19 protein-coding genes and 2 pseudogenes are annotated in these 19,667 nt (G+C 63.7%); 13 read left to right on the top strand and 8 right to left on the bottom strand.

Translation table 11 applies throughout. From position 1 onward, the window contains the following. Nucleotides 1-71 precede the first annotated feature (71 nt). Nucleotides 72-1,196: a glycerate kinase gene (locus tag AC3ANP_RS05585; RefSeq protein WP_488332349.1), complete on the top strand. Its 1,125-nt coding sequence runs from the start codon at nucleotides 72-74 to the stop codon at nucleotides 1,194-1,196. An 8-nt stretch (nucleotides 1,197-1,204) separates the two neighbouring features. Here the strand turns inward: AC3ANP_RS05585 and AC3ANP_RS05590 are convergent, their stop codons facing one another. Together AC3ANP_RS05590 and AC3ANP_RS05595 are read right to left on the bottom strand one after the other, a co-directional pair. Then, complete coding sequence (locus AC3ANP_RS05590) at nucleotides 1,205-1,867, bottom strand: DUF6766 family protein (RefSeq protein ID WP_488332350.1); 663 nt, start codon at nucleotides 1,865-1,867, stop codon at nucleotides 1,205-1,207. Nucleotides 1,868-1,919: 52 nt separating this feature from the next. After that, complete coding sequence (locus AC3ANP_RS05595; RefSeq protein ID WP_488332351.1) at nucleotides 1,920-2,423, bottom strand: DUF6328 family protein; 504 nt, start codon at nucleotides 2,421-2,423, stop codon at nucleotides 1,920-1,922. Nucleotides 2,424-2,730: 307 nt separating this feature from the next. Here AC3ANP_RS05595 and AC3ANP_RS05600 point away from each other — a divergent pair, with 307 nt between their 5' ends. Continuing rightward, nucleotides 2,731-3,264 (top strand): hypothetical protein, encoded by a 534-nt coding sequence (locus tag AC3ANP_RS05600; RefSeq protein ID WP_488332352.1) that lies wholly within the window; start codon nucleotides 2,731-2,733, stop codon nucleotides 3,262-3,264. 139 nt (nucleotides 3,265-3,403) lie between these two features. Here the strand turns inward: AC3ANP_RS05600 and AC3ANP_RS05605 are convergent, their stop codons facing one another. Further along, entirely contained in the window at nucleotides 3,404-4,759 is a 1,356-nt protein-coding gene (locus tag AC3ANP_RS05605) for a uracil-xanthine permease family protein (protein ID WP_488332353.1), read from the bottom strand. A gap of 133 nt (nucleotides 4,760-4,892) precedes the next feature. Between AC3ANP_RS05605 and AC3ANP_RS05610 the strand changes: the two genes are divergently transcribed. Then, nucleotides 4,893-5,678, top strand: a complete 786-nt coding sequence (locus AC3ANP_RS05610) for a GNAT family N-acetyltransferase (RefSeq protein ID WP_488332354.1) — start codon at nucleotides 4,893-4,895, stop codon at nucleotides 5,676-5,678. Here the strand turns inward: AC3ANP_RS05610 and AC3ANP_RS05615 are convergent. The 5 genes from AC3ANP_RS05615 to AC3ANP_RS05635 all read right to left on the bottom strand — a co-directional run bounded on the left by AC3ANP_RS05615 (nucleotide 5,675) and on the right by AC3ANP_RS05635 (nucleotide 9,432). Further along, the gene (locus tag AC3ANP_RS05615) at nucleotides 5,675-5,878 is read right to left on the bottom strand and encodes a hypothetical protein (RefSeq protein ID WP_488332355.1); all 204 of its coding nucleotides are present in this window, start codon (nucleotides 5,876-5,878) and stop codon (nucleotides 5,675-5,677) included. The two genes, AC3ANP_RS05610 and AC3ANP_RS05615, sit on opposite strands and share 4 nt — an antisense overlap. 534 nt (nucleotides 5,879-6,412) lie before the next feature. Further along, on the bottom strand, nucleotides 6,413-6,634 hold the full coding sequence (locus AC3ANP_RS05620; RefSeq protein WP_488332356.1) for a hypothetical protein: 222 nt from the start codon (nucleotides 6,632-6,634) through the stop codon (nucleotides 6,413-6,415). A 627-nt stretch (nucleotides 6,635-7,261) separates the two neighbouring features. After that, a protein-coding gene (locus AC3ANP_RS05625; RefSeq protein ID WP_488332357.1) for an IS3 family transposase occupies nucleotides 7,262-8,460 on the bottom strand; the annotation gives its coding sequence in 2 pieces (ribosomal slippage) (nucleotides 7,262-8,193 and nucleotides 8,193-8,460; 1,200 coding nt in all). A 33-nt stretch (nucleotides 8,461-8,493) separates the two neighbouring features. After that, complete coding sequence (locus tag AC3ANP_RS05630; RefSeq protein WP_488332358.1) at nucleotides 8,494-8,643, bottom strand: transposase; 150 nt, start codon at nucleotides 8,641-8,643, stop codon at nucleotides 8,494-8,496. 189 nt (nucleotides 8,644-8,832) lie between these two features. Then, nucleotides 8,833-9,432, bottom strand: coding sequence for a hypothetical protein (locus tag AC3ANP_RS05635; RefSeq protein ID WP_488332359.1), 600 nt, complete (start codon nucleotides 9,430-9,432; stop codon nucleotides 8,833-8,835). 28 nt (nucleotides 9,433-9,460) lie between these two features. Between AC3ANP_RS05635 and AC3ANP_RS05640 the strand changes: the two genes are divergently transcribed. The 10 genes and pseudogenes from AC3ANP_RS05640 (at nucleotide 9,461) to AC3ANP_RS05685 (ending at nucleotide 19,380) form a co-directional block, all read left to right on the top strand. After that, nucleotides 9,461-9,610, top strand: coding sequence for a hypothetical protein (locus AC3ANP_RS05640; RefSeq protein ID WP_488332360.1), 150 nt, complete (start codon nucleotides 9,461-9,463; stop codon nucleotides 9,608-9,610). 374 nt (nucleotides 9,611-9,984) lie between these two features. Continuing rightward, the gene (locus AC3ANP_RS05645) at nucleotides 9,985-10,428 is read left to right on the top strand and encodes a TraM recognition domain-containing protein (RefSeq protein ID WP_488332979.1); all 444 of its coding nucleotides are present in this window, start codon (nucleotides 9,985-9,987) and stop codon (nucleotides 10,426-10,428) included. Between the two features lie 14 nt (nucleotides 10,429-10,442). After that, nucleotides 10,443-10,691: a DUF4913 domain-containing protein gene (locus AC3ANP_RS05650; RefSeq protein ID WP_488332361.1), complete on the top strand. Its 249-nt coding sequence runs from the start codon at nucleotides 10,443-10,445 to the stop codon at nucleotides 10,689-10,691. Nucleotides 10,692-10,964: 273 nt separating this feature from the next. Continuing rightward, nucleotides 10,965-12,212, top strand: coding sequence for an IS110 family RNA-guided transposase (locus tag AC3ANP_RS05655; protein WP_488331129.1), 1,248 nt, complete (start codon nucleotides 10,965-10,967; stop codon nucleotides 12,210-12,212). Nucleotides 12,213-12,391: 179 nt separating this feature from the next. Beyond that, nucleotides 12,392-13,044 (top strand): annotated as a pseudogene (locus tag AC3ANP_RS05660) (DDE-type integrase/transposase/recombinase); the annotation flags it as partial. A gap of 11 nt (nucleotides 13,045-13,055) precedes the next feature. Then, nucleotides 13,056-13,781, top strand: a complete 726-nt coding sequence (gene istB / locus AC3ANP_RS05665; protein WP_488332362.1) for an IS21-like element helper ATPase IstB — start codon at nucleotides 13,056-13,058, stop codon at nucleotides 13,779-13,781. A gap of 133 nt (nucleotides 13,782-13,914) precedes the next feature. Then, nucleotides 13,915-14,127 (top strand): annotated as a pseudogene (locus AC3ANP_RS05670) (DUF4913 domain-containing protein); the annotation flags it as partial. A 472-nt stretch (nucleotides 14,128-14,599) separates the two neighbouring features. Beyond that, nucleotides 14,600-15,037, top strand: a complete 438-nt coding sequence (locus AC3ANP_RS05675) for a recombinase family protein (RefSeq protein ID WP_488332363.1) — start codon at nucleotides 14,600-14,602, stop codon at nucleotides 15,035-15,037. Between the two features lie 1,252 nt (nucleotides 15,038-16,289). Then, entirely contained in the window at nucleotides 16,290-18,713 is a 2,424-nt protein-coding gene (locus AC3ANP_RS05680) for an RHS repeat-associated core domain-containing protein (protein WP_488332364.1), read from the top strand. Nucleotides 18,714-18,828: 115 nt separating this feature from the next. Beyond that, nucleotides 18,829-19,380: an RHS repeat-associated core domain-containing protein gene (locus AC3ANP_RS05685; RefSeq protein WP_488332365.1), complete on the top strand. Its 552-nt coding sequence runs from the start codon at nucleotides 18,829-18,831 to the stop codon at nucleotides 19,378-19,380. Nucleotides 19,381-19,667 lie beyond the last annotated feature (287 nt).

The following is a 19,667-nucleotide window of genomic DNA, read 5'->3' on the forward strand; positions in this document are numbered from 1 at the left end:
GCCCACGTTACTACCGTTCACCGGCGCTGTCGCGGTGCGGAAACGTCGGACCCGGCTGGCAGGATGGAGCCATGCGTATCCTGATCGCCCCGGACAAATTCAAAGGTTCCCTCACCGCCGCGGAGGCCGCCGCCGCCATCGCCGAGGGCGCCCTCCGCGTCTATCCCGACGCCCAGGCCGTGCAGTTTCCCGTGGCTGACGGCGGCGAGGGGACGCTGGAAGCCGCCGTCGCTGCCGGCTATGAGGAGCGCCTCAACGCCGTTGTCGGACCGATCCTGGCCCCAATCGGCGCGGCCTGGGCCATCCGGCGCGATGCCTTCGGAGGTGCAACCGCCGTGATCGAGACGGCGCAGGCTTCCGGGTTGGCGCACATGGAACCCACACCGCAGAACGCGTTGCGTGCCCACAGCTACGGCTGCGGGCAGCTGATCGCGGCCGCCCTGGAGGCCGGTGCCACCGAAATTGTGCTGGGCGTGGGCGGTTCCGCCATGAGCGACGGCGGCAGTGGCGCCCTGCGTGCACTCGGCCTGAAGCCGCTGGATTCCGCCGGGAACGTAGTGCCCCTGGGCGGCGGCTCGCTCGGGGACGTCGTCGCCGTCGACGTCGCCGGACTGGACCCGAGGCTGGCAGCGGTGAAGTTCCGGATCGCGGTTGACGTGCAGAACCCGCTGTACGGCCCGGACGGCGCGGCCCACGTGTTTGGCCCGCAGAAGGGGGCCGACGCGGAGGCCGTTGAGGTGCTCGACGCCGGGCTGCGCAACTGGGCGTCGGTGCTGCGCCAGGCCACCGGGCGCGACGTCGACGTGCCCGGTGCCGGCGCCGCCGGCGGCTTCCCGGCGGCGTTCCTGGCTTTCAGCAGCGCGTCCCTGGAAGGCGGATTTGAGCTGGTGGCCGGGCTGACCGGGCTGGCCGCACAGCTGGCGGACGCGGATCTGGTCATCACCGGGGAGGGGTCGCTGGACGCGCAGTCCTTGACCGGGAAGGCTCCGGTTGCATTGGCGCGGGCAGCCAAGGACCTCGGCATCCCGGTGATCATGGTCGCCGGCCGAATCCTGATCAGCCCCGAGGACCTGGCCCGTGACGGGGTGGTGGCGGCCGCCCAGCTCCTGGACGTGGCACCCAGCCCAGCCGACGCCGTCGCCCACGCGGCGAAATACCTTGCCTGGGCCACCAGCCAGGTCCTGGAAGGGGCCTGACAGCGGCGCTAGGCGCCGGTGTCGTAATGCGACTCGGCTACCGGCTTGGACTCCGGCGAGCCCTTTTCGCGCAGGTACACCGAGGCTCCCACGAGCACCGCGACGGCGAGGAACTCGCTCTGCCAGTTCTGGAACGACTCAAACCAGAACCGGCTGGTTGCAAAATAGCCCAGCACGCTGACCGGCGGCTGGCCGTGGGCCAACTGCTCTTCACTGTAATCCCGGCTGCCGCCCACCGCGTGCAGTGTCACCGACAGCAGGAACAGCAGCAGGAAAAGGATCGAGAGCGAGTGCGAGTAGAGCTTCAGCACCCAGCCGCCCCGGCGGACCGGCCACGGCATGCCGGCCTTGATCGTGGCAGTGCCGGGGTCCTCATCCTGGGGAAACTTCTCATCAATCGGTTTGGATTCGGAGGAACCGCGCTGGAAGAGGAATACCGTCAGGATGACGTACATGCCCATCTGCAAAAACTCGGACTCCCAGTTCTCGAAGGTCGCCTCTAGGAACGCCCCGGTGCCCAGGTATTCGAGGATGCTGACGGCGGCCTGGTCGTGGGCGACCTGGTCCTCGCTGTAGTCGGCTGCTCCGCTGACCACCATGCCGCCGAAGAAGACGACAAACAGGCCGATGTTGGCCAGGAGCAGTCCTCGATCTTTAGCCCATTTCCGCATCTTTTGCTCCTGACGTTCCGTGAATGCCGTGCTGTGCTGTTCCAGTCAAAATTCAGCCCCGTCCCGTCTGGCGCCGCAGCCGGCCCGGAATGACCACGAGCAGGATGAGAAGGATGGCGAGCAAGGCGCCGCCAGCGGTAAGCCCGGCCGCCCGGCCGGCCACAACATCGAAGACCAGGGCGGAAGTTCCCACGGTCAGCAGGGCGATACCCGTCAGCGCAATTTTCGCAATCCGGTCCGCGCTGGCGACGAGCGTGGCTTTGAGCCCCTGTCGGAAGAGCCTGCGGTGCGCGCTGACGGGCAGCAGGATTAACGCCGTAGTTACCGCCGCGAGGACGACGTTGGCGAGGTAGAGGCCCAGTTGAAACGGGTCCAGCTTCTCGAAGCGGGCCTGGAACGGAAGAGTCAGCAGGAAGCCGGCCAGGAGTTGCACGCCGGTCTGAAGCACGCGGAGTTCCTGAAGGAGTTCGCCCCAGTTGCGGTCCATCTTCTCGTCGAAGGTCTCGTGGCGGCCCGCATCCCGGTCCGGGCTGTGCGGTGTCTCCGCGTTAGGCATCGCCCCTCCTCGCTCCGTTCAGGTCATTACTAAGCTTACTGAGGATTTTCCGGTACGGTGGAAGCACAGGTAAACCGACACGTATGGGTAGGTGTATCAGTGAGTGACGCGCAGCAACAGGATCAACCCACGGACCCGCGGGCCGGCTACCACAGGTGCCACGGCTCCTACATCTCGGGCGCGGTGCTTCCCGTGACCGGCGGCAAGGGCCTCTGACCCCGTCCGCCCAGACCTGCCCAGCCAGTTTCGACCAGATTCGACCGGTCAGATCCGACCGGCCAAGCGCCGGATAGCAAGGAGGAATGACATGACCCAGGAAAATCAGCAGGGGCGTCCCGTTGAGGAAGAAGCGGGCGGCTACGGTACTCCGACGGCGGAACAGGAAATGCCCGGCGGAGACGGCAAGTCCTCAGCCCAGCCGCGGGACGAGGAAGCTTTTGACGCGGCCGGGCTCAACCAGGACAGCTCCGACGGCGAGACGTTCCCGGCCGGAACGCCGGACCTGAGCCAGTTCGGCGCCGAAGACCAAGACAGTGCAGGAGAACCCGGAGCTGGACGCTTCGGAGGAACGGAGGAACAAATGAACGCTGAAATCGACAGCACGGATGCCGGATTTGAACAGGGCAACGAGGCCGCGGCCGAAAAGGGCGGCGCCGTGCCTTCTTCCGAAGCGGAGATGGACGATGCTAACACCGAGGAGCCGGAGCCGGGCCGTCCGTTCTCCTCCGAGGCGGGCCAGGACGCGGCCGGCCTCCCCGACGGTTCGGGCACCGATCTGCCGGAAGAGAAGTCACCCAAGGACAAGGACCGCAGCGACTCGGATTCGTTCGACGCCGGCTAGGCCGGAAGGTTAAACCCGAGCCACGGACCTTACGAAGGCTCCCCGGCGCCGCATGGCGGCGGGGAGCCTTCGCCGTGTTCCCGCTCAGCGAGGCTAAGGCAGGCTCTGGCCGCCGGGGCCCTGCAGGCAGTGGCGGCGGTTAGCGGCGCTTCTTGGGGGTGCGCCTGGCCGCGGCGTTGACAGCGTCCCTGGCCGCTGCGACGGGTGTTGCTTCACCAGTCTCCGGTTCCGCCACGGTCCCGCGGGCTTTCGCGATGGCCTTCATGCCGTGATAAATCGCCAGGGCTGCCGCGGAGCCCAAGGCGATGCCGGTGAACTTGAGGTCGCCAATGGTCCAGGTGTAGTCGGCGATGCCGATGATCAAGGCCACGGCTGCAGTGGTGAGGTTGATCGGGTTCGAAAAATTGACCTTGTTCTGCACCCAGATTTTCACGCCCAGGACCCCGATCATGCCGTAAAGCATGGTGGCGGCGCCGCCGAGAACTCCGGCCGGCACGGTCGCGATCAGTTCGCCGAATTTCGGCGAGAAGCTCAGGACGATGGCGAACAGGCCCGCCACCCAGTAGGCCGCCGTCGAATAGACCTTGGTGGCGGCCATGACGCCGATGTTCTCGGCGTAGGTCGTGGTGCCGGAACCGCCACCAAAACCGGCCAGAACGGTGGCGGCGCCGTCCGCCAGCAGCGCGCGGCCGGAGACGCCGTCGAGGTTCTGCCCCGTCATGGCGGACACAGACTTCACGTGGCCGATGTTCTCCGCCACCAGCACCAGGACTACCGGCACGAACAGGCCGACGACGCCGAGGTGGAATTCGGGGGTCTGGAAGTGCGGCAGACCCACCCAGGCTGCGGCGTCGACTTTGGCAAAGTTGACCTCGCCCCGGATTACAGCGACCACGTACCCCACGACGACGCCGACCAGGATGCTCAGGCGGCCCAGGATGCCGCGGAAGAAGACGCTGACCACGATGATCACCACGAGCGTGGCGAGTGCGGTAATAGGGGCGGCGTCGAAGTTGTTCTTAGCGGCCGGGGCCAGGTTCAGGCCGATCAGCCCGACGATCGCACCGGTGACGATCGGCGGCATGAGCCGGTTGATCCAGCCGGCGCCGAACTTCTGCACGACGGCGCCGATAATTGCGAGGCCGACGCCGGCCAGCACCACCCCGCCCAGCGCGCCGGGAATCCCGTACTGCTGCTGCGAGGCCGTGATCGGGGCGATGAAGGCAAACGAGGAGCCAAGGTAGCTCGGAACGCGGCCCTTGGTGATCACCAGGAACAGCAGGGTGCCGATGCCGGAGAAGAACAGGGTGGTGGCCGGGGGCATGCCGGTGATGATCGGGACCAGGAAGGTGGCGCCGAACATCGCGACCACGTGCTGCATGCCCACGCCGATGGTCAGGGGCCACGCGAGCCGCTCATCGGGCCGGACCACCTCGCCGGGACGGACGGATTTGCCGTTTCCATGGATCTTCCATGTGGTGCCGAGCATGCTCATTGCAGCGGGCCTTTCAAGAATGTATGGCGGGGCCGGGAAGGAAATCTTCCGGTGCCACTTTACCGCCGGTAGCGCGGCATCCGGCGCCGCGCAGGCGCCCCGTGGGCGCAACGGCGCTGTACCGTGGAATCCAATGACTATTTCGAAGCTCCTCGCGGCGTACGACCAGCAGCTGCGAACCGACGCGGAGACTCCCAGTGCGATCGCCGTCGAGCGGCTGGGGCCCCTGCGGCTGGTGACGTTCGCGGGCGGCCGCGGGTTCGTGACCTATCAAGACCTGGCGGGAGCGGGTGCGGCTACGATCGCGGGCTGGGTGGCCGAGACCCTGGCCTTCTATCGTGCGGATCCGGCGATCGAGCGGGTCGAGTGGGAGACACGCGGACATGACCAGGCGCCGGGACTCCACGAGGCGCTGCTGGCAAACGGGTTTGAGCCGGATGAGACCGAGTCCGTGATGATCGGGGCCGCCAGCGCGGTGGATGGGCCGCTGGACCTCCCGCCCGGGGTGACGCTCCGGCGTGTGACGGAAGCAGCGGACATCCGCGCCATGACCGCCATGCAGGACGAAGTCTTCGGCAGTCCCGCCTCCGAGGGCAACGCGGAAGCAATCCTGCGCCGGATGGCACTCGATGACGGGATGCAGCTTTGGGCGGCAGAACACAACGGTTCGATCATTAGCGCTGGTCGCCTTGAGCCGGTGCCCAATTCTGACTTCGCGGGCATTTGGGGCGGGGCCACCCGCCAGGAATGGCGCGGCCGGGGGATTTACCGGGCCGTCACTGCGGCGCGGGCCCGGGCAGCGTTATCACTGGGAAAGGAACTCATCCACAGCGATTCCACCGAGTATTCAAGACCCATCCTGGAACGTCAGGGGTTCACCCGGGTGTCGACGACGACGCCGTACCGCTGGCGCCGCTAGCGATCGTCGCGCGTCTGAAACTCTTCGTCGAGCTCATAGTGCCGGAACTCCGTCTCCGGGTTCGGCTCGCCCTCCGCTACAACCTCATAATCGAGCTGGCGCTGGATCTGGCTATCAAGGACCTGCAGTTGCTGATCTGCGACGCCGCCCAGGTCCTCCGGGAAGGCATCCTCCGGGGTGAGATGCAGTTTCTCGTTCACTATGCCCTCCGGGCCGCCATGTCGGGGCTTCCACGCCGACTTCGAATGCTTCATTCTACAGGCGGCTGCAGGAAATGGCTCCCGGTCGAGCCTGACCCGCGGCGGACCGGCGGGCGGTCCGAGGGTCGGGCAAACCGGCCCTCCAAAATGGGGTGCATGCCATCTACACTGATGGCATGCACCCCCTGATATCGATCGGGTTGGTATTTTTGTCGGCGTTGCTCTGGATCGCATTTTGCCTCCTGATGCTGTCGAGGGTTAACGCCGCGGAGCGCCGGGCCCTGAGGCGGGCCCGGAAGGAAGAGCGTATGAGGAACCGCCGGAGCGCCCGCGGGGTATCCCCGGGTAGTCGGTTCCAGGCCCGCCGGCATCGCCTGAAGGTATCCAGAAATCGGCGCGCTGTCACCCGGCACTCGTTGGGGTAGTCCCGGCTGGCGGCCGGAGCGGGGCGCAGCTCAGCGCACGCTCACCGGCCTGGAGGCCGCCTAAGCCCCTGGCACCCTGCGCCGGGTGCCGCGCCGCGAGCAGGGAGAGTTATACGGGATGGTTCGCATCTCCGTGCGAATCCGGGTCCTGTTCCGCGCCGTAGTCGGTGGTGGATGCCAGACCGCCTACCTGTTGCCCGGCGTTGGTTTGGCCCGGGCTGAAGCCGTCCTGTCCGGAGGCTTCGGCGTCTTCCACAGCGGGCGCTACGTCGTCCCGAAGGTGCTTATCGGCAGGCAAGCCATCCGTTGGCCGCGTTTCGTGATCGCTCATGTTTTCAGGGAAGCACTGCAGCGGCAAAGCTGCAACGCCTCGTGCTCCCTGCCACGCAAGGGTCCCGCCTGCTGATAACCCGCCAAGGGGCCCAGAAGATCACGCGCTTTCCCACCACGATCGCAACAACACCTGAAATATAAGGCTGCTAGCTGCATCAGCCGGCACTCAGAACTTAAGCAGCTGACTTTCGGTTGCACCGTTCTTGTAAGTCATGTCAACGGGCACTCCGTTATCCGGCGCATTCTGGAATTCGGGGCCAGGCAACAAGAATGCGAATTGACCGCTCGAGAGGGCCGCGATCACTTTTCCTAGGCTTCGTTGGTGTAGATGATCGCCGCTACGCCGGTTCCGACGCGACCTGAGGCAAGACAGATGGGCTTATTGCCGATGTCTCCGGAAAGCTTCGACCCTGTCGGGGGTTCTCGATGGATGACTCATACCTCTTACCTGTGCAGCACTTGTTGCAGGTGGTCGGACAATTCTGTATTGCCGCTTCAATCGGGGGCACCCTGGTCGAAGTCTGTTTCGTTTCTGAGGTGAAGACGGCGGGCTGCTCCCTCTGGGCCCTGGACCCCGTCGCTGCGGGGTTCAGGGTGGGGTTGCCCGCAAATCGTGGACAGTTGGTCAGGCGGCTTGTGCCGGCTGAGGTTTTGTTGTGGTGAGGAATCGTTCGTGTTCCACGGGTGCGGTGTAGCCGAGTGCTGAATGGAGCCGGGCACGGTTGTAGAACTCCTCGATCCAGCGGCCGGTCGCGCGGATTGCCTCGTGTCTGGTTGCCCAGCGGCGGCGGTCGTAGAACTCGGTCTTGAGAGTGGACCAGAATGATTCCTGCATGGCGTTATCCCAGCAGACCCCGGTGCGTCCGACGGATTGGCGGATGCCCAGGCCGGCGCAGACGTCGTTGAGCTGGGTGGAAGTGAATTGGGTGCCGCGATCGGCGTGGAACACGACCCCCTCCGGGCCTCCGCCGCGCAGGATGTGGGCCATGCGGAGCGCGCGTTCGACCAGGCTGGCCGTCTGGGTCGAGTCCATCGCCCAGCCGATCACCCGCCGCGAGCAGCCGTCCCTGACCGCACACAAATACAGCCACCCCTCGCCGGTGCGAAGATACGTGATGTCCGAGATCCACACTGCGTCCAGGGTCCCTGTATCCCACTTCCTTGCCACCAGATCCGGGATCGAATGGACCCGGGCCTCACCGATCGGCGCTACCGGCCGGAACCGCCGCGGAGAGATCCCTTCCAGGCTTTGCCGGCGCAGGGACGCGGCCACGGTCTTCCGGTCAACACCGGCCCCGTTGCGGGCCAGTTCGGCGTGGATCCGCCCCGCCCCGTAGGTCCCGTACGACCTCGTGTGAGCGTCCCGGACCCTCACATCCAGCTTCGCTCGCTCCGCACTCCGCGCCGAGGGCTCTGACCGGGAACGTCGAAGCCAGGCGTAGAACCCGGACCGGGAAACCCGCAAAAGCCGGGCCATACGCTGGACGGGATAGTTAGCCTTCTCAGCCTCCATCAACTCGAAACATTCCGATTCTGCTGCTTGGAGGCGAAGAAGGCTGCGGCTTTTCCCAGGAACTCGTTGTCCATCCTCAACTGCGCGTTTTCCCGGCGCAAACGCTCCAGCTCCGATTTGTCCGTCTCGGCCGCGGCGAATTCCTCCGGGGCCGCCAGCCGGGCCCGCTCCTGCGCAACCCACCGGCCCAGTAACTGCTCTCCCAGCCCGAGTTCCCTGGCCACCGGCGCGATCGCTCTGTCGGTATCAATAACGAGCCGCGCCGCCTCCCGTCGATACTCCGGAGTGAATTTACGTCTTGTCGTGCTCACAAGAACACCTTCCCGCAGAATCCGAGGATCCCGCTACTTCAGGTGTCCACCAACAGAGGTTAACCCCAGCTCTCCCAGACCGAGCTCCCTGGCCACCGGCGCGATCGCTCTGTCGGTATCAATAACGAGCCGCGCCGCCTCCCGTCGATACTCCGGAGTGAATTTACGTCTTGTCGTGCTCACAAGAACACCTTCCCGCAGAATCCGAGGATCCCGCTACTTCAGGTGTCCACCAACAGAGGTTAACCCCACCCTAGGCGGAACCGTCACCCTGTGGTGGGGCGCCAATTGCTCTGTGGGCCCCGTCAGCGGCGACAACGCGCTCTAAGGAGACCCAAAAGCCCGGCGGCAGTAATTCTGACCGCCGGGCTTTTACTTGCCAAGAAGTTCTGAAGCAAACCAGTTTTCGAACGCGTCGCGGTCGCCGACAAGATCCGCGGAGACAGCGTACAGCCCGGGGGTCAGTTTCCACCCTGACTTCTCATCAACAGGAAGCACCGCGAAGGCTACACTCCTGAATGCCTCTCGATCCTCGCGCCGTAGCAACATTTTCACCATTTTCATGGCCAATGGGGGCCGGAAATCGGGGGATAGCGCATTGCGCCAACTGGCACTCCTGTCGACTTGTCCGGCATGCCAAGACCTGGCGTCATCAAGTACCTTCTCCGCATATTCCTTCAACTCCGGCAAAGCATTCAAAGGGGAAACATAGTCAATCGGCGCATTGGAACCACGGAAAGATGCATCGGCCAGACGCACAAGTTCTTTCCACCACTGCAGCCATTGTCCTTCCATCCCTGAAACACCGGCACTTGGAGCGGCATAGTCCTGAATTGGCGCAGGGCTCAGACGCGGAATTGGAACTGATCTGTCAACGGTCAGATCCATCGCATCGCGAACAAATAAGGCGACAACCAGCGGCTCGTACTCGGAGAATACGACATTCTGCCTTATCGATGAGTGCGGCGTCACGGTGCGACTGTACCGCTGTTAAGGCCGCATGAAAACAGCCATCCGCGGCCTCATCCCCGCATTAGCCATAGTGGCATTCCTCGTCGGCGTCCAGGGTGCAAGGACCAACTGCGGGTGGAACGCGACCGTCAGCTCGCTGGTGTTGGTCAACACCTACCGGCGCTCCGATGCCGGGTGAGCTGAGGAACATCGATAAGATCGGGCTCTCCAAAGGCCGCGAAGTAGTGGATCGAGGAGCACTCCCGATGACGATGCAGGTCGCCCGAGGCTCCGGTCATCACCGAGCCAGGTACAGGCACGCGACATGTACCGGGGCTCGATCCTAGACAAGGCGGCCGTCATTTGCTCCGACTCTGCGCGTGGAGCTTGCGCCCGGCCTCGCGCAGTTGCCCCTTGGGCGAGACGTAGCGGGTCTGGCGGGTAGCCGCAGCCCTTCCAGCTCCTTGTCCGAAACATCTGAACGACCTGATCAGAAGCCTACCCAGACATATCCGCCCGATTTTTCGGGAGTACTACGACGACCCCCACTACGGCTCCAAGGGCCTGATCGTGATGGGCATCCTGCAGTCCTGGTCACAGGGCGTCGAACTGTGGGGCGAGGCGAACATGCGCAAAATCTGGTCAGCCGCGAACGTCAAGGTCTACGGCGGCGGCGTCGCTGAAGAAGGTTTCCTCCGGGCACTCTCGGACCTGATCGGGGACTACAGCTACACCAACGTCTCCGTCTCCTCCGGCAAGTCCGGCTCCAGCCGCTCCCGCCAGGAGGGCAAGGAACGCATCTTCGACGTCTCCAACCTCGCGGAGCTGGACCGCGGCCGCGCCGTGGTCCTCGCCTCCGGTGCACCCGCCACACTGGTCCGGACCATGCCCTGGTACACCGGCCGGCACAAGGACGCCGTGGAGGCGTCCATCAAGAAGTACAGCCCCCGCCCGGAGGAACCGCACGCCGTCCTGGTGCCCTCCGCTCCGGTCGCTAATCCCTGGGTCACCGGGTAAGGAAGCAACCAGCCATGGCAGATGATTTCGGACTATTCGACACGGACACCCCCGCCCCCAACCCCGGCGCCGGCGAAGACGGGAAACCGGAGAAGGTGCCGGAGCTCGTCTACGGCACGGCCGAAGAGTTCCTTCACGAGCAGCTGCTGCCGACCTACGTCCGCAGCGTCACCGGGAAGACCGCGAAGTGGTGCATCGAGTGGTATTTCCACCCCGAAGCCGTCTCCCGCGTTGTGTTAGCGGCCATGAAAGACTGCCCATAGCGGCTGAGCGGCACTGCCGCTCCGTGCCCGTCGAAAATTGCGCGCGGGTCACTCTTGGCTTGTGGCTATGTCTGGGCTGGAGGCGAATGATGGATAGTGTCCGTCACGGTAATCGCCGGATCCGCCTTGGTGCTTTTGCCCGTCCCATAGCGTGGTGAGAAGGGCCTCCACGGGAACCGTGGAATGTTGCCTCGAGCACGAGTAATAGATTCCTGATTTATCCCTGTCCTTCCCTTGGCGGACGCTCTGGATTCGAGCCAAAGGAGGAGCATCGTGGATGTTGTGCATGAACGTGCGGTCGGCATCGACATATCTAAACGGGACGCAAAGGTTTGTGTCCGTGTGCCAGCCAAGCGTCAGGGGCAGTTCACCTCGACGGTCACGACATGGGGTTCGACGACGAACGAGATTCTAAAACTGAGTCAGTTCATCGCGGAAACCCAGGCAACGGTTGTCGTGATGGAAGCAACGAGCGATTACTGGAAGCCCTTCTTCTATCTCATGGAGGAGTCGCTGCCGGTGATGCTGGTCAATGCCAAGCACGCCAGGAACATCCCGGGCAGGAAAACGGACGTCTCTGATGCGACCTGGCTGGCCCAACTCGCGGCCCATGGCCTGCTGCGGGCATCGTTTGTCCCCCCTCCACCGATCCGTGAGCTACGGGACCTTACGCGAGCCCGGGCACTAGCCGTAGGCGACCGAACACGCGAAGTTCTACGACTCGAGAAGATGCTGGAAAGCTCTGGAATCAAGCTCTCCGGGACAGTCGCAAGCCTCACTGGAGTGTCGTCCCGGGCGATGCTGGACGCATTGATTCGGGGCGAGCGGGACCCTCTGATTCTCGCGCAATTTGCGCAGCGGCGGATGAGATCCAAGATCCCTGAACTTGTCGAAGCGCTCACGGGACGGTTCAGTGAACATCACGGGTTCTTAGCAAAGCTCTATCTGGATGAGATCGACACTCACACGCGGACAGTTGATGCGCTCACCGAAAGGATCGAGTCGGCTATCAAGCCTTTTGAATCCGCGCGTGAAGCCCTTGTCACGATCCCGGGCGTCTCGACTTTGGTTGCTGACGTAATTATCGCCGAAACCGGAGCCGACATGGCTGTCTTCTCCGATGCCGGTCACTTGGCGTCCTGGGCAGGAGTATGTCCCAGCGCGCACGAGTCCGCCGGTCGAATTAAGTCGTCCAAGACACTGCCAGGAAACAAATATCTTAAGGCGGCACTGGGCATCGCTGCTTTGGCTGCTTCTCACCATCGGAGCAGCTACCTGGCGGTAAAGTACAGGCGAATCGCTGCACGACGGGGACCGGTCAAGGCTGTCGTCGCCATAGAACATACCCTTCTGAACGCAATCTGGAACATGCTCAGCAATGGCCAGTGTTATGTGGACCTGGGCGCCGACTACGAAGCTCGATCAAATCCGGGAGCAGTGAAGGCTCGCGCACTAAAGCAGCTCCGAGAACTCGGCTACGAGGTCACCCTCACTTCTTCGATGCGGACCGCATCATCTTAATTTTCGTAATAGGCGGCCACGAAAGTGCCCACTGACGGCCAGTAGAACTGCCCGACGGTGGCCATGAGATCTGCCCACTTCCTTACTGAACCGACCGCGTCTTAAGCGGTGGGGGCCTCTCCCTGGGGTTTGATGACGGTGTCTAAGCGCACCAAAAGCGAACCAGGAAGAGGCCCTGTATGAAGTCTGACGGAGAAATCATGGAAATTCTTGCTGCCTACGATCTGACCGGATCGTTGCGCGCCACCGCGGAGCTCACGGGCTGCTCGCACCACACCGTTGCCAAACACGTCGCTGCCAGGGACGCTGGCCGGCCGATCGGGGAACCCGCGGCCCGGGGCCGGGTCACGGACGCGTTTCTGCCCAAGATCGAGGAATGGATCGAAGGATCCAAGGGCCGGATCCGGGCGGACAAGGCCCACGAGAAGGCTCCTCGCCCTGGGCTATACGGGGTCGGAACGCTCCACCCGCCGCGCGATCGCGCAGGTCAAAGCGGCGTGGCGGCTCGGCCATACCCGGGTCCACCGTCCCTGGATCACCGAGCCGGGGATTGTGGTTGCAGTACGACTTCGGCGACGGGCCCCGGATTGGCGGGGTGAAGACCATCCTGTTTGTGGCGTGGCTGGCGTTCTCCCGGTTCCGGATCGTGATCCCGCTCAAAGACCGGACCGCGCCGAGCGTGTTTGCTGCCCTGGACCGGTGCTTCCGCATCCTGGGCGGGGCACCAACGTATGTGCTCACCGACAACGAGAAGACCGTCACCACCGCCCATGTCGCCGGGGTCCCGATCAGGAACCAACAGACCCTGGACTTCGCCCGGCACTACGGTGTCACGAGGCCCTAATGCGGTCCCTGAAGATGCCTCACGCCCGGGCGCTGGCACCGGAGCTGATCGCGACAGCCCGCGCGCAGCGGTGGGAACCGGTCGAGGTCATCAAGGCCCTCTTCGCCGAGGAATCCGCCGGGCGGGCCCGGTCCATGCTCGCCTCCCGCCGCAAGGCCGCGGGCTTCCCGACCGGGAAAACCTTCGATGCCTGGGACCCGGCCGTGTCCTCCATCCCGGCCCCGACCCAGCAGGCGCTGCGGACCCTGGAATGGATCAGCCGGCGGGAGAACCTGGTCGTCTGCGGACCCTCCGGCACCGGCAAGACGTTCTTCCTCGAAGCCCTCGGCCAACAGGCCGTGGAAGCCGGGATGCGCGTGGCGTGGTTCCGGCTCGAGGACCTCGGCGTCCTGATCCGAGCGCACCGCACCGACGACAGCGTCACCCGGGCCGTGACCAGGATCCTGCGCGCCGAACTCGTGGTCATCGATGACATCGGCCTGTTGCCGGTGGCCACGGACGCCGCCGAAGGCCTCTACCGGGTCGTGGACGCCGCCTACGAAAAACGGTCAGTCGCGATCAGCTCCAACCTCCACCCGGCCGGATTCGATGAGCTCATGCCCAAGACGCTCGCCACCGCCACCGTTGACCGGCTGCTGCACCACGCCCACGTCTGCCAGACCAGCGGCGATTCCGTCCGCCTCACCCAAGCCCTCGCAGGAAAAGGAGTAACCCGACTGAACTAACCAAACCAAACGATGGCCAACCCCGCCGAACAAATCAGTGGGCAGATCTGTTGGCCATCACCGGGCAGTTCTACTGGCCACCAGCGGGCACATCAACTGGCCGCCCGTGGGCAGAAACTACTGGCCATTGACAGTTGCGGCCTTGTGGCGTTCCTGGGAGCACCTGCGCCTCGATCCGGCCACCGGGATGAGCGTCTGGTGGCGGGATCACGCGGACCACCACATGGGCGCCCTGTTGAACCCACAGGGGCCGTTCTACAACTGCGACATGAAGGAGCATCGCGACCCCGACCATCTGGAACCCAGGATGGCACCACCTGGCTGGTTCCCAGATGTCCGCGACTGAACCGGACTCGTCGTCCAACGTTGTGCTAGTACTTACGTCTGTTCTGTATTCATCTGAAGGGACGCGCCCTAAGCACGTTGCAGATCCCGACGTGACCCAGCCGCTGAGTAGGCTTTCAAGAAAGCGCAGCCTCCGTGTTCACATCAAGATGACCACCGAGCGGTTCCCCCAAAGATGCTCTCGATCTCCGTAAACCGCCAAGACGGCGGAGTAATAGTGATGCCCACCTGCAGAACTGGGGCGTCATCATCTCGTCGCAACTGGTGGTTCCTGAGACCGGAGGGTGTCTTCCTGACGAAGGAACCTATGTCAAGACACGTGCGGATAACAGGCCCAAACTTCACTATCACCGCTCCGGGATGTCGTCCCAGTCGGCCCGGCATGAAAAAAACTCACGAGCTACGCCGAAACGGGGACGCGATCGTGGTGTGGCGTATCGACCGGCTCGGCCGATGATTGCTCGATGTCCTGAATGCCGTCAACGGGGCTTCGGGACAAGGAGGTCACGGTCCGATCGGTCGCCGACGGATTTGACCCGGAAATAACCACCGGCTGGCTGATGTTGATTGTGCTCTCCACCTTGGCCGAGTACGAGCGGGAGCCAATCGTGGAGCGGGTGAATGCCGGGATCGCCGTAGCCGGTGCTGTTGGACGTCCATCGAACAACCCAGAAGTGACGGCCGAAAAGCTGAGGATCGCGGCCAATGCCCGCGCCGAAGGCAAAACAGCGCAGCAAGCCGCCGAAACTCGTCGGATGGAGCCGAGCTACGCTGTACCGGGCAATGCAGGCAAACCGGCCAAACCCGCTCTGACCCTAAAGCAGTGTATAAACCGCCAGCACCTGAGTTGTTGGTCAGGCACGCCGCGCATCCCCGCGTGCTCGCACGGGCAGGTCACTGCCGCGCGATGAACGGCCCTGCTACTGCGATGCGCCGCTACCTGCCCGGAGTCGTCGATCATGCACAGCGATTACAAATGCCGGGCGGGGGGTCGTACGTCCGGCTCAGGGTCGGGGAGCCACCGGCACCAAGGTCGCGGTACCCGTCGGATGACCCGGTCCTTTTGGACCTGCGGGCGAGTCGAAAGCGGCTCTGGCCCGCGAATTCGGCATCAGCCAGAAACCGTGTACCAATTACATCCGAAACCCCGCCCACGAAACCAAACTTGGCGGCTCACGGCACCCTCAGGAGGACCGGGCCCTTTGGCATGTCCGGAGCCTAGTACCAGGGGTTTTGATTGTCAGTGGCGATGCGGGCGACTCACCGTTGGTCGACATCGGGACCCAGGACTCGCCAACGGCCAGGCGCATCAAACGGGTGGTGCGGAATTCAGCGGAGAGGGCCTAAATGATTCATCTGACGAGATACGCAGTATCCTGGCGGATTCAGGGCCATCGGGTGTGGAAATCAGCAGGCCCACACTGCTCCCCGTTTGTGGCCCAACGTTGGACCAGTTTCCGTCCAGAAAATAGCGCGATAGGGACCATCGGCAAGTTTCGCAGGCCATGGGATCGCTGATGTTGCATGACCAAAGCTCGGCCGTATTTGGGCCGTATTTGGGCCGTTTTGGCCCCCACAGACGAGCGACACGCGCTCAGTTCTCGGTCGCGCGGCAGATCACAAGTGATTCATGCGTATGACTTGTCCGTCATCACACGTGACCGCTCCCTAACTGAGGACGCGGCGATCGCCCGCCGTAGACGTGTGGCAAGTGAGACTGCCATGTCAGTAGTTCAACCTGATACTGCGGCAGGGTGTCCGTTCAGGAAGTGGCTGCTGCAGATGACAGCGGTCGTACCGGTTTGTCACACGGACTTAGGCTGAAGCCTGCGGGCTGGAGCACTGGTTCCAGCTGCAAATAACTGGGGCCCCTCGCCTATTGACATGCCTATTCCCCGAGGCAAATGATCAGGCTGTGCCCGCTGGGGGCGCATTCGTTGCTCAATGGGGAGCACATCATATTGGGGGCGCAGCATGGCTGCTTTAGGGTCTCTTCTGTCCGGATTCGTTCTTTCCACCGTGGTGTTGACGGGCCTCGCAGCGCCCTCACATGCGGCGACGACGGCCCCCGCAGGCGTCCAGCCGCCGGACCGAATACTTTCATCGGTGGAACATCGGGCTTCGGCGCGTGTGTCCCGGCCGTTGTCGGTCCAAGCTCTGGGAATGTCGCCCATGGTGCTGCCGCCGGCGTCCGGGCCTGACGGGATCAATTCCGGTATGCGGTCCGCGGCGGCGATGGTGACCCGGCACCTGACGGACATGACGGCTCTCGCCTGGAATCCGACGAACGGGAATGTGCTCCTGACCGGACAGCTCCTGCACGTCAAGGGCGCGGGCCGGGACCTTGGTATCGGGTGGAGGTACAACTCGCTCAACGACGCCCGCCCAACCCTCTCGGTCGGGGCCAAGGAAGCCGCGGTCACGGTCGGCGCAGACAGTTCGGTGGTCTACACCGCCCCCGACGGAGGCACCTACAAGTTCGTCCCGGCGGGGCCAGGGGCATGGACGATGCCGCCGGGGTTGAACGCCACCATCACCACCTTCACGGCCAACGCGGTGACGATCCGTTTCAACGACACCGGGTTCAGCAACGAATACCAACTCGCTGGTTCTACGTTCCGGCTCGCTTACCAGAACGATCAGAATCCGACGGCGCCCAACAGGATCACTTACACCTACAACGCCGCCGGGCAACTCACTACGATCAACGACACGATTGGGGGCCGGCCCGTCACCTTCTTCTACAACGATCCGAACAACGCCGAGCAGCCCTCCCAGATTCACGATGACGCGCTGTCGCGGAACATTTACTTCGAGTACTCCGGCCCCGGCGGGGCGATGTCGAAGATCACCGACGCGACCGGCGCGGTCATGTCGTTGGGCTACGGGTCAGGCGGCCAGATCACGACGATCACCGACGACGCAGGAACGGTTGCTACCATCGCCTACAGGTTAATGGGGCTGGCCCAGATAACTTACGCCACGGGAAAACCGACCCAGAGCGTGTGGCAGTACTCGCTGGCGTCCGGGATGGTGGACGGGAGGGTGGGTTCGGTGACAGACCCGAACTCAAACCGCACCCTCTACCGGTCCTTCGCTCCGAACCAGGTCTCAGAGACCACCGATCCCTTCGGGTACCACAACACCTTCACCGTCGACGCCCACGACAACGTTACTTCCGCGGTCGCGGCGATGGGCAACACCACCACGTACGCCTACAACGCCAACAACTCCCTCACAAAGATCACGAACCCGGCAGGAGGAACCGCGGGGGCCGAAACGACCTTCGCCTACCCGTCCAACACCGGTAACCCGCTCTCGAACTACCAGCCCACCTCTTCGGTGAGCAGCGAGAACCAGACCACCGGGTACAGCTACGACGCGAACACCAACAACCGTTTCCAGACCACAACCCCCGGAGCCAGCGGCGGCGCCGGAGGGACGCCGAAGCTGAACTACCAGGGCGACGCCGCCGGAACCAGTTGCGGGGCGAAGAAGGGCCAGGTCTGCAAGTCCACTGACGGCAACGGCAACGTCACCAGCTACACCTACGGTGCCCTGGGCATGCCCACCAAGATCACCTACCCTGCACCGCTGGGCGACGTGACGAATGTGTACGACGACGCGTCCCGGCTGATCACCTCCACCGACGGAAAGGGCCAGGTCACTCACTATGACTACGACGACAACGACAGGCTCATTCAGATTGATAAAGGCATCAACTGCGCCACCAAGTGCGTCTCGTACACCTATGACACGCGCGGAAACCTGACCCAAAGCCAGGACGACACCGGGAACACCAATTTCACCTATGACGCGCAAAACCGGCCGACGTCAAAGACCATCGGCGGGACCACAACCTCTGTCACCTATGACGGCGCCTCGAACGTACTGACCTTCGTCGATCCGACCGGGACTGTGAAGTACGCCTACGACATTGCGGACCGACTCGTGACCCTGGCCGAGCCGGGCGGGTCGTGCCCGGCGACCCCGGCGTTCCCGAACTCCACCAAATGCACCGGCTTCGGTTATGACAACAACAACAGGCGCACGTCTACCAGCTACCCGAACGGGGTGAAGAACACCACCGTGTACGACGGCGCCGGCCGAATCACGTCTGTGACCGCGACCAATACCAGCTCTGCGGTCCTGGCGAAGAGGGCCTACACCTTCACCACAAACGGGACCAAAGACGGGGCGCTCCGCAAGACGATGACCACCGAGACCGGGGCCATCACCACCTACGGCTACGATCCGGTCAACCGGCTCACCTCCGCCGTCACCGGCGGCACCACCGAGACCTGGGCGTACGACAAGAACGGCAACCGGACGCTCGACACCAAGACCGGCACGGCCAACGTCTACAGTTCCTACAACGCCGCCGACCAGCTCTGCTGGTCGGGAGCCAGCGCCGGGACCTGTGCAGCGCCGCCGTCCGGTGCAACCACCTACAGCTACGATGCGAACGGCAACACCACCGTTGCCGGGGCCACCACACAGTCGTACAACATCTTCGACCAATTCACGTCCAACACCAGCGGCGGCGTGACCACCAGCTACACCTACTCTGGGCCACGCAACGAATGAACGCCTCACCGCCGGCGGGACCTCCTTCCTCAACGGCTCCCTGGGCATCAGCCGGCAAACCACCGCCGGCGCGACCACCTCGTTTATCCGGGACCCGCAGGGTAGCCTCATCAGCATGCGCACCAGCACAGGGGCGAGCTTTTACTACACGATGGACGCGCTTGGCTCGACCATCCTGCTGACTGACAGTGCGCAGGCCAAGGCGGCGACCTACGCCTACGACTCCTGGGGACTCACCACGGCCAGCACAGGCGCCCAGGCTGCCACCAACCCGTGGACCTACGCCGGCGGCTACAACGACACCGCGAGCAACCGCATCAAATTCGGCGCACGCTACTACAACCCCTACCGCGGCCGCTTCACCCAGGTCGACCCCTCCGGACAAGAACAAAACCGCTACGCCTACGTGGGGTGCAACCCGATAAACGCCACCGACCCGACGGGGCTGATGTCAGTTGAATGCTTCACCGGAAGCGTACTCACCTCTGCAGCCTTGGGTGCTGGCTCCAATGCCGTACGGGGCGCGATCGTAGGCGGCATTGCCGGATCAGGGGCGTTCGGTGTTGGTGCTGTCGCAGGGATCGCTTTAGGAGCAGCGTCCGGGTTTATTTTCGGGGGCCTCTGGGGTGCGTTTGAAGGTGCCCTCGCGAGCTTCATCAACTGCTGACGATTCAGTCGCACATAGCGAAGGGGAGAGACGATGACGTCAAATGGTAGGGCCGGTCGCAACGGAATCAAGCTGATGTCGAGGTGGATGCTCTACTCGACACCCGTTCTCGTTCTAATCCTCCTTGTCCTCGGGCGATGGATTGGCTGGGGGTACGCAGTGGTCATCGTGCTTCCGCTTATTTTGGCCATCGATGTCCCTCTGGCTCTTGCAATGAAGAAGAGACGAGGTGATATGGGCTGACTTCCCCCTCCGCCCGGGGCCAGCAACGATTTTGAAATCTCGGG

This window comes from Arthrobacter sp. JB02-1C, from assembly GCF_057748045.1.